Genomic DNA, 12,286 nt, shown 5'->3' with positions numbered 1-12,286 from the left:
CTCTCGCTGGCGATCACGCACTCCTCCGAGACCCTGAACTTCGTGCTCGTCGACTTCAAGGGCGGCGCCACCTTCCTCGGGCTGGACATCCCTCGGGCACCCGCGTACCGGCCACGGCCGCGCCGCTGGACACCGACCAGCAGGGCGGCAAGGCGGGCGCCAGGGCTCCGATGGAGCCGCGCAGAGGTACGGCGCCGCCGCTCAACCTGGGCACGACGCCCACCCGCACGCGCGGTCCCGCGGCGGGCGGCCCCCGGGTGGCCGGCGCGGCCGGTGGCACGGCCTCCGGCGGCTCCAATGGCTCAGGTGGCTCCGGCGGCGGCTCGGGCGGCGGCTGGTTCGGCGGCCGGTCCGGCGGTGGCTGGGCGTCCCGCGGCGGTTCGGCGTCGGGGTCGCGTAGTTCGTCCGGCGGGTCGCGCGGCTCCCGGTTCGGCGGCTCGGGCGGCACGCGTTCGCGCGGGAGCGGCGGCGGGCTGTTCGGCGGCGGCTCCGGCGGTTCCGGCGGCGGATCGCGTGGCGGTTCGGGCGGTGGTTCCCGTGGCGGTTCGGGTGGCGGCCTGTTCGGCGGCGGCGGCGGCGGTTCGAGGTCCAACGGCGCCACCCGGTCGGGGGGCGGCTCCAGGCCGTCCGGCGGCTCGTCCGGCTCCCGGATCTTCGGCTCGGACGAGCCCTCGTCCCGCACCTCCGAGGCTCCGCCCCTCTGGCTGCGCGGCAGCCGCAACGGCGGCTCCGGAGGCGACAGCCCGGATGTGCCGTTCTGGCTCAAGCCGAACAACCCGGACAAGGACTGAACGAACATGGTGCAGGGAGGTGACAGGCGGGGGGTGGCCTTCGCCGTCGTCGTCGTGGTCATCGCCGCGGTCGGCATCTACCTGACCATGTGGCCCGACTCGGAGGAGCAGGCCGGGCCCGGTCAGGAGCCGGCCAGGGTCGTCAGCGCGCCGGCTCCGTCGAGCACGCCGCTGGCCACCGCCAGCGCCGCCCCGTTCGACATCTACTCGTTCCTGCCGATGAAGAAGGAGCAGCTGGCCGCGACGGCGGACCTGGCCGAGCGGTTCACCGCCGAGTACGGCACCTTCAGGTACGACGAGGACCCGGCGGCGTACGCGACCCGTGTGAAGGCGTACACGACGGCCGAGCTCGGCAACGAGCTGACCAGGACCATGACCTCGGCGGGCACCGTCGAGCAGAACCGCAACGACCAGATCGTCTCCAAGGCCACGGCCAGGCTGAAGGAGATCAGGCAGATCGAGAAGAACTCCATCATCTTCGTGGTCGCCTCGGCCAGGCAGGTCACCGCCAAGAGCGGTAACCAGACGGCTCAGGAGGAGTACGCGGTCACGGTGACCCAGTCGGGAGCCGACTGGCGGATCTTCGACATCCGGCCTGCCACGGAGGGCCAGGAGGGGGACACCTCGGGGTGAAGCTCTCACGTACCCGGCTGGCGCTGATCATCGGCGCCGCCGGCGTGCTGCTCCTGGTGGCGGTCGTCGTGTCGCCGATGCTGCTGATCTCGATGCCGTCGTTCCTCAGCGACGGCGGCACCTCGCCCGACTGCAACGACAACACGCAGGTGGAGGAGGTGTCCGACTCGGCGACGTCGGACATCCCCGCCGAATACCTGGAGTTCTACAAGCAGTACGGCAAGAAGATCGGCGTCCAGTGGAACATCCTGGCCGCCGTGGGCAAGCGCGAGACCGACCACGGCCGCTCCAACCTGCCGGGCGTCAAGAGCGGCACCAACTACGCGGGCGCGGCCGGGCCGATGCAGTTCCTGATCTCCACGTGGGGCGGCAAGGCCAGGGTCGCGATGTCGTCGAAGTTCACCGGGTACGCCTCCGACGGCGACGGCGACGGGGTGGGCGACATCTACAACCCGGCCGACGCGATCCTCGGCGCCGCGCGGATGCTCAAGCGCAACGGCGCCCCGGAGAACGTACGGCAGGCGCTGTTCGTCTACAACCGGGCCTGGTGGTACGTGGACCAGGTCGAGGCGATCGCCAGGAAGTACGCCAAGTCGGGTGACGTCAAGGTGCCGCCGCAGGCTTCGGAGGAATGCGACGACTCGCTGGTGGAGGCCGCGCCGAGCGACATCGTGGCCAAGATTTTGGAATACGCGCTGGCGCAGCGCGGCAAGCCGTATCTGTGGGGCGGGACGGGGCCCGACGCGTTCGACTGCTCGGGCGTCATCTTCGCGGCGTATCGGGAGGCGGGGCTGATGATCCCGCGTACGACGTTCGGGCAGTGGCCGTTCGGCGTGAAGGTTTTAGACGGCCAGGAACAGCCAGGTGACCTGGTGTTCTTCAACGCCGGTCCGGGCACGTCCGCCGACAACCCCGGCCATGTCGGGCTCGTCGTGTCGAAGGGCAAGATGCTGGAGGCCCGGTGCCGGCTGTGCGGGCCGATCAAGGTCACCAGCTACAAGGCGCGGGACAACCGCCTCGGTTTCACCCGCCCCCTGCAGAACCCCGACGTGCTCGAGCAGTTGAAGAAGCTGCAGAATCCTACCCTGTGAATGATTTCGACACGGTCGTGGTGGCCGCGGTGATCGTCGCGCCGGGCGCTCGGGTGCTGGCCGCCCAGCGCGCCGAGCCTCCGGCGCTCGCGGGTGGCTGGGAGTTCCCTGGCGGGAAGGTGGATCCCGGTGAGAGCGAGACGGCGGCGCTCGTCCGCGAGTGCCGCGAGGAGCTCGGCGTGGAGGTCACGGTGGGTGAGCAGGTGGGCGGGGACTGGGAGCTTTCCGAGGGGTACGTGCTGCGCGTGTGGCTGTGCTCGCTGGCCTCGGGGGTCCCTGAGGCCCGGGAGCACCTGGCGCTGCGGTGGCTGGGGCCCGGCGAGTACTACTCGGTCGAGTGGCTCGGGGCGGATCTGCCCGTTATGAAGACTGTGGAGAATCTGCTCCTTTCGCGGGATTAGGTGCCTCCTCTGTGTGACAGAATGACTACCAAGAGTGACATCTGTCGCAACGGGGGAGTTGGGAGTGATGCGGCGTGGCTGGATCATTGCGGGTGCACTGATCCTTGCGGCTGTGCCTTCCGTGCCTTTGGCGGCCTCCCGGGTGTCGCTGGTGCTGGAGCGGGTGAGCACGCCCGGGGTGTGGATCAGGACGGGCGACGTCCAGCGGTTCCGGGTGCGGCTGAACGGGATGGCCGACGGGGTCAAGGTGGCGATCGCGGCCAGCCCGGCGGCGGCGCTGACGCAGGTGTCCTGCGCCTCGGCGGCGCCGGGCACGCCGTTCGCGCCCGCTGCGGAGGCGAGCCTGGGGGCGGCCCGGGGCGGCGTGCGGGCCGCGCGTGCGCTGGCGGCCCAGGCGCTGAGCGTCACGGGCGGCTCGGTGCTGCCGAGCGCGGTCCCGCCCGGGACGCGGGTGTGCGAGCTGGGCGACCTCACCGGTGAGCGGGAGGTGGACGTGACGCTGACCACGCCGTCGGGGGCGAAGCAGGTGGTGCTCGCGGCGGTGGCCGGAATGCGGGCCGACGCGGGCGGCCCGCTGACGACCAAGACCAAGACGGCCGCCACACGCGTCATGGACGAGGAGGAGGGGTTCAGCGGCCCGGCGGTCCGCGTGAGCCCGGAAGAGCCTCTGCCCGGCGCGGCTCCGGGGAAGAGCCGCGAGTACGCCGAGGCGAAGGAACGACTCCTCGCTCAACTGCAACAGCCCGCCCCGCCCGCGCGGGCCTGGGCGAAGGTGCAAGCCGACGCGGAGGCGCCAGAGGTCGCCGGGGCGCAGGCCAGACGCCGGTTGCTGGCCGGGGCCGGCGTGCTGCTCGACGGGCAGTGGCCCGCCGAAGCGGCCGCGCCGCGGCGTGAGGCGGCCGGAGGGATCGCGCGCCGGTTGAAGGGCGGCGTGCCGCAGGCGCGCCGGCAGCCCCAGATGATGCCGCAGTGGCCTCAGGGCGTGCCGGGCCTCGAGCTGCCCCAGGCTGCGCCGCAGGCGCCCGGGCTGGCCCAGGCCGTTCCGCAACTGCCCCAGGGCCTGCAGCGGCTGCCTCAAGCCGCGCCGCAGTTGCCCGAGGGCCTGCAGCGGCCTCAGGCCGCGCCGCAGCTGCCTCAAGGACTCCCGCAGCTGCCTCAGGGGCTGCCGCAGGTGCCGCAGTTGCCCCAAGGTCTGCCGCAGGCGCCCCAGGGCCTGCAGCGGCTGCCGGAGGCCGTGCCGCAGCCGGTGCCCGGCGCTCCGCCCGCGCTGGTCCTGCCCGGCGCGTCGCCCCCGCTGGGGAGCGCGCCTCTCCTGCCCGGCATGGCGGCGCCGCAAGCCGCTCCAGGAGTGGCCGGGCAGCCCGCGCGCGGCGCCGAAGGTGTGGTGCCGCTGCCGTGGAACGTGGCCGCGGCGCGGAAGCACGCCCGCCCTGTCGCATGGGCGAGCCCGCTGGACGGTCCGAAGGGGCTGCCGGTGGTCGCCGGAGGCATCGGAGCGCTGCTGGGAGCCCTGTGGTTGATTGGCACGGTGCAAAGACGCCGAAAAAGCAAAACGTAGGTTAATTCGGGCTTTACTGTTACTTTGACCCGACTAGTATTCCCTTGACCAAGGTTCCGGAATACGCGGAGGGCACCGGTGGCACGCACGCGAGCGACGGCCGCGTCCGCTGTCGTCCTGGCGCTGGGCCTGGCCGGCGTCGGGGCGACACCGTTCATCGTACAGAGCGCGAGCGCGTCCGTGTCGGCGTACCAGCCGGTCGACCCCTGTGACGTCGGCGAGACGTGCGACACCACGCCGGAGACCACCGTCACGATCACCGAGACGGCGGGCACACCGGAGCCCGAGGAGCCGGAGACGACGATCACCAAGACCGTCACCTCGACTCCGACGAAGGCGAGCAAGACCCCCAAACCGACCAAGAGCACGACGCCTCCGGCGACCACCAGCGCCCCGCCGCCGCAGAACGAGAACCCCCAGCCGCTGCCCAACCAGACGGTTGAGACGCCCCCGGCCCCCACGCAGACCACCTCCGAGCCGGCCGTCGACATGCCGGAGATCGCCTCCTCCGAGCCCGTCACGCCGCCGCCGGCGCAGCCGACCGACACGCAGCCCGCCTCCTCCGAGGAGGTGCCGCTGGAGCTGCGGAACGCGGCGCCGGAGTTCGACCAGAAGTCGCTGACGCAGAAGCTCAGCATCCCGGCGCTGGTGCTGGTCCTGCTCGCGCTCTTCGCGGTCCTGATCTTCGAGGGACGCCTCCGCCGGATGGCCCACGTGGCGGCGGTGCGCAAGGCCGGGCCGCAGATGGGCCGGCCGGACATGCCTCCGCCTCCTCCCGGCGGCTACCCTGCGGGGCCCGGCTACTACGCCACGGCGGGTTTCCCCGCGCCCGGCTACCCGGGCGGCACGGCGTACGCGCCGATCATCAGCTTCGTCCCCGTGCAGACGTATCCGAGCGGCCCGGTCCCCGGCGGCTACGAGGAGCACCCGTACCCGTCCCAGGGCTACGCGCAGGAGCCCCCGCCGCAGCCGGTGGCGGAGCCCATGGTGCTGCACCCGGACGAGTTCGACTCCTTCAACCACGAGCCGCCCAAGCCCAAGGAGTTCCGCGACCCGTTCGAGCCGCTGGTCCCGGCGGACCCGCCGCCGGCGGACATCCCGCCGGGCGGTGGCGACCCGTACGAGGTCCCCGGCCAGGAGCGCCCGCTCGGCCCGGTCGCGGCGTCGGAGTCCGGCGACTCGGAGCCGTGGCAGGGTGGCCAGTCCCTGTTCGACCCGCCGGACCGGAACCAGGAGCAGCAGGCGTACGACCCGCCGCCCTACCTGGCGCCCGACGCGGAGGCGACCGTCGTCCAGCCGCTGCCGCCGGAGCCCGGGCAGCCGGAGCAGACCAAGGAGATGCCGGACCCCAAGCGCCGGCGCTTGGGCCGCAAGAAGTAGCCGGGAAACGAAATGAGGGGGGCTGGATCTCCAGCCCCCCTCATTCGTACGTGCCTACTTGGCGCGCTTGAAGATCTTGTTGCCGAGCCACACCAGCGGGTCGTACTTGCGGTCCGCCACGCGCTCCTTCATCGGGATCAGCGCGTTGTCGGTGATCTTGATGTGTTCGGGGCAGACCTCGGTGCAGCACTTGGTGATGTTGCAGTAGCCGAGGCCGTGCTGGTCCTGCGCCGCCTCCTGGCGGTCGGCCACGTCGTACGGGTGCATGTCCAGCTCGGCGATCCGCATGAGGAACCGGGGGCCGGAGAAGTCGGCCTTGTTCTCCTCGTGGTCACGGATGACGTGGCAGACGTTGTTGCACATGAAGCACTCGATGCACTTGCGGAACTCCTGGGACCGCTCGACATCGACCTGCTGCATCCGGTACTCGCCGGGCCGGACGCCGGCCGGCGGCGTGAAGGACGGGATCTCCCGCGCCTTCTGGTAGTTGAACGACACGTCCGTCACCAGGTCCTTGATGACCGGGAACGTCCGCATCGGCGTGACCGTGATGGTTTCGTCCTCCTCGAAGGTGGACATCCGGGTCATGCAGCCCAGCCGCGGCTTGCCGTTGATCTCCATGCTGCAGGAGCCGCACTTGCCGGCCTTGCAGTTCCAGCGCACCGCCAGGTCGGGCGCCTGCGTGGCCTGCAGCCGGTGGATGATGTCGAGGACGACCTCGCCCTCGTTCACCTCGACGGTGAAGTCCTCGAGCTTGCCCTCACCGCCCTCACCGCGCCAGACCTTGAACTTCGCCTTGTAGCTCATTTCGAAATCCCGTCGAACTCGGTCATCTCTTCGTCGGTGAGGTACTTCTTCAGCTCGTCCCGGTCGAACAGGGTGATCAGGTCGTCGCGCATGCTCGACTGGAGCTTCTCCTCGACCTTGACCGTCGAGCCGTCCTCGGTGGAGCAGACGAGCAGCTTGCGGCGCCATTCCGGGTTCATCCCGGGGAAGTCGTCGCGGGTGTGCCCGCCGCGGCTCTCCTCGCGCAGCAGCGCGGCGCGTGCCACGCACTGCGAGACCAGCACCATGTTGCGCAGGTCGATCGCGAGGTGCCAGCCGGGGTTGTAGATGCGGGACCCGGCCGCGCCGACCACCTGGGCGCGCTCCTTGAGCTTCTCCACGACCTGGAGCGCCTCGGCGACCTCCTCGGCCTTGCGGATGATGCCGACCAGGTCGTTCATCGTCCTCTGGAGCTCGTGGTGGACCTCGTACGGGTTCTCGCCGTCGCGCCCCAGCGGCTCCAGCGCCTCCTGGCGGGCCTCCTCCACGAGCTCGGGCAGGACCCGGGGCCTGGCCTCCAGCGAGTCCACGTACGCCGCCGCGCCCGCGCCGGCCCGCCGCCCGAACACCAGCAGGTCGGACAGCGAGTTGCCGCCCAGCCGGTTGGAGCCGTGCATGCCGCCGGACACCTCGCCCGCGGCGAAGAGCCCCGGCACGGCCGCCGCGCCGGTGTCGGCGTCCACCTCGACGCCGCCCATGATGTAGTGGCAGGTCGGGCCCACCTGCATGGGCTCGGCGGTGATGTCGACGTCGGCCAGCTCCTTGAACTGGTGGTGCATCGACGGCAGCCGCTTCTTGATCTCCTCGGCGGGCAGCCGGGTCGAGACGTCGAGGAAGACGCCGCCCTGGGGTGAGCCGCGGCCGGCCTTCACCTCGGCGTTGATCGCGCGGGCCACCTCGTCACGCGGCAGGAGCTCCGGCGGGCGCCGGTTGTTGGCCTGGTCGGTGTACCAGCGGTCGCCCTCCTCCTCCGTGGTCGCGTACTTGTCCTTGAAGACGTCCGGGATGTAGTCGAACATGAAGCGCTTACCCTCGGAGTTGCGCAGCACGCCGCCGTCACCGCGGACGGACTCGGTGACGAGGATGCCGCGCACGGAGGGCGGCCAGACCATCCCGGTGGGGTGGAACTGGATGAACTCCATGTTGATCAGCTTCGCGCCGGCGAGCAGGGCCAGAGCGTGGCCGTCGCCGGTGTACTCCCAGGAGTTGGACGTGACGACGTACGACTTGCCGATGCCGCCGGTGGCCAGGACCACGGTGGGCGCATCGAAAAGCACGAAATTTCCGGTCTCGCGCCAGTAGCCGAACGCGCCCGAGATCCGCTCCTCGTCCTTGAGCAGCCGCGTGATCGTGCACTCGGCGAAGACCTTGATGTAGGCCTCGTAGTCGCCGTACTTCTCGTAGTCCTCCTGCTGGAGGGCGACGACGCGCTGCTGCAGCGTGCGGATCAGCTCCAGGCCGGTACGGTCGCCCACGTGTGCGAGCCGCGGGTACTCGTGCCCGCCGAAGTTCCGCTGGCTGATCTTGCCGTCCTTGGTGCGGTCGAACAGCGCGCCCCAGGCCTCCAGCTCCCAGACGCGGTCGGGCGCCTCCTTGGCGTGCAGCTCGGCCATCCGCCAGTTGTTGAGGAACTTGCCGCCGCGCATGGTGTCGCGGAAGTGCACCTGCCAGTTGTCGGCCGGGTTGACGTTGCCCATCGCGGCGGCCGCGCCGCCCTCGGCCATGACGGTGTGCGCCTTGCCGAACAGCGACTTGCACACGATCGCCGTCTTCTTGCCCTGCTGGCGGGCCTCGATCGCGGCCCGCAGGCCGGCGCCGCCCGCGCCGATGACGACGACGTCGTATTCGTGACGCTCTGTGTTAAGCGAGTTATCCACTGAAGCTGGTCCTTACGCGTACGGGAAGGCGATGATGCCCTTGGCCACCAGGCGGACATACAGGTCGGCGCCCATGACGGAGAACATCGAGGCCCACGCGAGGGGTTGGTGCTTGGCGTTGAGCTTGGACACGAACGTCCAGGCCCGGTACCGCAGCGGGTGGCGAGAGAAGTGGTTGAGCCTGCCCGCGGTGATGTGCCTGCAGGAGTGGCACGACAGCGTGTAGGCGTTGATCAGGACGGCGTTGACGACCAGGATCCAGGTGCCCAGGCCGATCGGCTTGTGGACCAGCGCCAGGACGGCGTCGTAGGCCAGGATGAGGCCGATCACGATGGCCGCGAAGAAGAAGTAGCGGTGCACGTTCTGCAGGATCAGCGGGAAGCGCCGCTCGCCGGTGTACTTGCCGTGCGGCTCCTGGACGGCGCACGCCGGAGGCGAGAGCCAGAAGGAGCGATAGTAGGACTTGCGGTAGTAGTAGCAGGTAAGCCGGAAACCGCCCGGCAGGCCGAGAATCAGCAGCCCCGGCGGCAGTGCGTACCAGTCGCCGAACGGCGCCAGGCCGAACAGCCGGGCCCCCTCGGGACACGACGTCGCCAGACAGGGCGACGAGAACGGCGCTATGTAGGGATCGACGAAATAGCTGTTGTCGATGATCGCCCACACGCCGTAGACAAGGAATGAGCTGAGCCCGAGGAACGTCAGCAGCGGAACAAGCCACCATCTGTCGGTACGCAGGGTGCGCACCTTGACTTGCGCTCGCTGCCTTCTGACCGGAGCGTCGGGCGTAGTCTGGGTCATCGCGGACCTCTCCACCTCCCGCGGACCCGTGTCGCGCAGGGGGTCCGTGGTTTTCGTATTCGCTGGGCGCGCGGCGGCGAGCGACGGCTCAGGCGCGCGTTGGTGGGGGATACGTTACGACGACAGCATGCGAATTTGTGAGCGGGGTCACTCACAATTTCGATGCTTAGCTGTGATTCCTGTCACGTACGCCCGTCAGGGGCGCTGCCCTTGGGCGGGCAACTTAACCACAGTCACGAAAAAATCGTCTATCTGCCGGACAACCCGGATAAATTGCTCAAAATCCACCGGCTTGGACACATACGCGTTGGCATGCAACCGGTAACTGTGCAGGATGTCCTCCTCCGCCTCAGAGGTCGTCAGGATCACCACCGGGATCGTCCGCAACCCGGCGTCGGCCTTGATCTCGGCCAGCACCTCCATGCCGCTCATCCTCGGCAGGTTGAGGTCGAGCAGGACGAGGTCGGGCCGCGGCGCGTCGGTGTATCCGTCCTCGTTGCGCAGGTACGCCATCGCCTGCTCACCGTCGTTGACCACGTTGAGCCGGTTTCGGACCTTGTTGAAGTCGAAGGCCTCCTTGGTGAGCAGGATGTCACCCTGGTCGTCCTCCACCAGAAGCACCTCGATGGGGCGCCCCTCATTCATCGTCGTCTCCCGCGGCCGGCAGTGTCCAGCGGAACGTCGTGCCCTGGCCCTCGGCATCGCCGTCGAGCCAGAGCTGTCCGCCGTGGTACTCGACGATCTTGCGGCAAAGTGCCAGCCCGATGCCAGTACCCGGATACACGTCGCGGGGGTGGAGTCGCTGGAAGATCAGGAAGATGCGGTCGGCGTACTTGGGCTCGACCCCGATGCCGTTGTCGGAACAGCTGAACTCCCACATGTCGCCGGACCTGGTGGCCCCGATGTGGATGCGCGGGGACGCCTCGGAGCGGAACTTGATCGCGTTCTCGATCAGGTTCTGGAACAGCTGCGTGAGCTGGACCCGGTTGCCCTTGACGGCGGGCAGCTCGTCCCTGGTGACCGTGGTCTCGGTGTCCTCGATCGTGGCCGACAGGTTCTCCAGCGCCGTGTCGAGCGCCTTCCCCGCGTCGACCGTGGTCCGCTCGCCGGTCACCCGGCCGACCCTGGAGAAGTCGAGCAGGTCGTTGATCAGCAGTTGCATGCGCTTGGCGCCGTCGACGGCGTAGTGGATGTACTGCTTGGCCCGATCGTCGAGCTGGGAGCCGTAGCGCTGCTCCAGCATCTGCGTGAAGCTGGCGACCTTGCGCAGCGGCTCCTGGAGGTCGTGACTGGCCACGTACGCGAACTGCTCCAGCTCCCCGTTGGACCTGCGCAGCTCCTCGGCCTGGTCGTCGGCCGTCCGCCAGGCCGACACGATGCGGCCGCGCATGGAGTCGACGTGGCTGGACAGCTCGGCCAGCTCCGCCGGCCTGTCGACGTGCAGGGTGTGGTCGAAGTCGCCGGCCGCCACGGTGCGGACCTGCTGGGCGAGCTGGTCGATGGGCTTCAGCACGACGTACCGGATGATGAGGGCCAGGGCGATGCCGAACGCGAGCATCGCCGCGAAGAGCACGATCAGCGCCAGATTGAGCTGGTCGAGCTGCTGCTCGACGGCGGGCACCTGGGCCAGCGCGCGGGCCCGCGCGCTGAACATCATCGCGACCACGATCCCGGCCAGGAGCACGACGCCGGCCACCAGCCCCATGACCAGGAACCAGCGGGCCACGGGCAGCCTGCCCAGCCCGGTCGGCTCCTTGGGGGGAGGCAGCGGGTTGATGCTCATGGTCTCCTCCTCCGGACCAGGACCACGGCGAGGTCGTCGCTCAGCGTGCCCACGTGCTTGATGAGCCGGTCGAGGTCGATGGCGCCGTGCTCGCGTACGAGATCGAGCAGGCCCTCCACGCCGAGCAGCTCCTGGCCCTCGCCCACCACGGCCTCGATCAGGCCGTCGGTGTAGAGCATCATGGACCACTCGTCGCCCAGCGGCACGTCGATCACCGACCACTCCGCGTCCGAGAAGATCCCGAGCGGCGGCCCGGAAGGCGTGCCGTCGACCACCTGGACGGCGCCGTCGCGCACCAGCACCGGCGGCGGGTGCCCGATTACGCGCATCCTGGCGTGCCGCAGGTCGGGGTTGATCGTGGCCATGCACAGCGTGGTGAAGATCTCGGGGGTTTTGCGCTCGGCCCGCAGCACGGCGTCCATCGTGCGCAGCAGCGTGTCGTCCGTCTGACCGGCGAGGACCAGCGTGCGCCACGCGACGCGCAGCGCCACGCCGAGCGCCGCCTCGTCGGGGCCGTGCCCGCACACGTCGCCGACCACGATGTGCACCGAGCCGTCCGGCGTCTGCACGGTGTCGAAGAAGTCGCCGGCCAGCGTGCCGCCGCTGCCCGGCAGGTAGCGGGTGACGTGCTCGATGACCTCGGTACGCAGCAGGGGGCCGGGGAGCAGGGCGCCCTGCAGCCTGGCGTTCTCCTTGGCCGTGAGCTCCGCCTGCACGAGCCTGATCTGCGCCAGGTCGGCCCGCTTGCGCTCCATCGAGTAGCGGATCGACCTGGCCAGCAGCCGCGCGTCGACGTCGCCCTTGACCAGGTAGTCCTGCGCGCCGGCCTGGACGGCGGCCACGCCCACGTGCGAGTCCCTGAGCCCGGTGAGCACCAGCACGGCGGTGTGCGGCGCCAGCGCGAGCACCTCCTCCAGGGCTTCCAGGCCGCTCGCGTCGGGCAGCGAGAGATCGACCAGCACGCACTGGATCCGGGACGTCAGCTTGGCCCTGGCCTCCTGCAGGCTGCGCGCCCAGAAGATCTTCGGCGGCGCGGGGGCCTGCTTGAGCAGCTCCTCCACGAGGAAGGCGTCACCGTCGTCGTCCTCGATCAGGAGCAACGTCAGCGTCTCCGAAAGATGTGCCGTCAAAACGCCTCACCAGGGGGTC

Annotated in this window: 11 protein-coding genes and 1 pseudogene; 6 read left to right on the top strand and 6 right to left on the bottom strand. The window is 70.0% G+C overall.

Annotated elements, in window-relative coordinates; translation table 11 throughout:
- From ACWDX9_RS16965 to ACWDX9_RS16940, 6 genes and pseudogenes are all read left to right on the top strand, one after another.
- Positions 1–791, top strand: a pseudogene (locus ACWDX9_RS16965) (hypothetical protein); the annotation flags it as partial.
- A 6-nt stretch (positions 792–797) separates the two neighbouring features.
- A complete protein-coding gene (locus ACWDX9_RS16960) occupies positions 798–1,424 on the top strand; it encodes a hypothetical protein (protein ID WP_364242180.1) in 627 nt (208 codons plus the stop codon).
- A complete protein-coding gene (locus tag ACWDX9_RS16955) occupies positions 1,421–2,515 on the top strand; it encodes a C40 family peptidase (RefSeq protein ID WP_350725610.1) in 1,095 nt (364 codons plus the stop codon). The genes ACWDX9_RS16960 and ACWDX9_RS16955 overlap by 4 nt, the downstream gene beginning before the upstream one ends.
- Positions 2,512–2,916 carry a (deoxy)nucleoside triphosphate pyrophosphohydrolase gene (locus tag ACWDX9_RS16950; protein WP_449893461.1) on the top strand — a complete coding sequence of 135 codons (405 nt, stop codon included), beginning with the start codon at positions 2,512–2,514 and terminating at the stop codon, positions 2,914–2,916. Before ACWDX9_RS16955 ends, ACWDX9_RS16950 begins: the two co-directional genes overlap by 4 nt.
- A gap of 112 nt (positions 2,917–3,028) precedes the next feature.
- Positions 3,029–4,474 (top strand): hypothetical protein, encoded by a 1,446-nt coding sequence (locus ACWDX9_RS16945; RefSeq protein WP_449954465.1) that lies wholly within the window; start codon positions 3,029–3,031, stop codon positions 4,472–4,474.
- A gap of 78 nt (positions 4,475–4,552) precedes the next feature.
- Positions 4,553–5,854: a hypothetical protein gene (locus ACWDX9_RS16940; protein ID WP_449954462.1), complete on the top strand. Its 1,302-nt coding sequence runs from the start codon at positions 4,553–4,555 to the stop codon at positions 5,852–5,854.
- A gap of 54 nt (positions 5,855–5,908) precedes the next feature.
- Here ACWDX9_RS16940 and ACWDX9_RS16935 read toward each other — a convergent pair whose 3' ends face one another.
- The 6 genes from ACWDX9_RS16935 to ACWDX9_RS16910 form a co-directional block, all read right to left on the bottom strand.
- Positions 5,909–6,661: a succinate dehydrogenase/fumarate reductase iron-sulfur subunit gene (locus ACWDX9_RS16935; protein ID WP_350725602.1), complete on the bottom strand. Its 753-nt coding sequence runs from the start codon at positions 6,659–6,661 to the stop codon at positions 5,909–5,911.
- Positions 6,658–8,556: a fumarate reductase/succinate dehydrogenase flavoprotein subunit gene (locus tag ACWDX9_RS16930; RefSeq protein ID WP_449954459.1), complete on the bottom strand. Its 1,899-nt coding sequence runs from the start codon at positions 8,554–8,556 to the stop codon at positions 6,658–6,660. The genes ACWDX9_RS16935 and ACWDX9_RS16930 overlap by 4 nt, the downstream gene beginning before the upstream one ends.
- A gap of 12 nt (positions 8,557–8,568) precedes the next feature.
- On the bottom strand, positions 8,569–9,354 hold the full coding sequence (locus ACWDX9_RS16925; RefSeq protein ID WP_449954456.1) for a hypothetical protein: 786 nt from the start codon (positions 9,352–9,354) through the stop codon (positions 8,569–8,571).
- 195 nt (positions 9,355–9,549) lie between these two features.
- Positions 9,550–9,999, bottom strand: coding sequence for a response regulator (locus ACWDX9_RS16920; protein WP_449954453.1), 450 nt, complete (start codon positions 9,997–9,999; stop codon positions 9,550–9,552).
- Positions 9,992–11,137, bottom strand: coding sequence for a sensor histidine kinase (locus ACWDX9_RS16915; protein WP_449954450.1), 1,146 nt, complete (start codon positions 11,135–11,137; stop codon positions 9,992–9,994). Before ACWDX9_RS16915 ends, ACWDX9_RS16920 begins: the two co-directional genes overlap by 8 nt.
- On the bottom strand, positions 11,134–12,267 hold the full coding sequence (locus ACWDX9_RS16910; RefSeq protein ID WP_449954448.1) for a PP2C family protein-serine/threonine phosphatase: 1,134 nt from the start codon (positions 12,265–12,267) through the stop codon (positions 11,134–11,136). Before ACWDX9_RS16910 ends, ACWDX9_RS16915 begins: the two co-directional genes overlap by 4 nt.
- Positions 12,268–12,286 lie beyond the last annotated feature (19 nt).

This window comes from Nonomuraea sp. NPDC003201 (genome assembly GCF_053590415.1).
Note: the sequence above shows the minus strand (reverse complement) of the source record. Positions and strands in the feature narration are given on the sequence as shown.

Bases quoted from the DNA above. Each gene is read 5' to 3' on its own strand.
- ACWDX9_RS16920 (WP_449954453.1), bottom strand. From the start codon at position 9,999: ATGAATGAGGGGCGCCCCATCGAGGTGCTTCTGGTGGAGGACGACCAG.
- ACWDX9_RS16960 (WP_364242180.1), top strand. From the start codon at position 798: ATGGTGCAGGGAGGTGACAGGCGGGGGGTGGCCTTCGCCGTCGTCGTC.
- ACWDX9_RS16915 (WP_449954450.1), bottom strand. From the start codon at position 11,137: ATGAGCATCAACCCGCTGCCTCCCCCCAAGGAGCCGACCGGGCTGGGC.
- ACWDX9_RS16925 (WP_449954456.1), bottom strand. From the start codon at position 9,354: ATGACCCAGACTACGCCCGACGCTCCGGTCAGAAGGCAGCGAGCGCAA.
- ACWDX9_RS16935 (WP_350725602.1), bottom strand. From the start codon at position 6,661: ATGAGCTACAAGGCGAAGTTCAAGGTCTGGCGCGGTGAGGGCGGTGAG.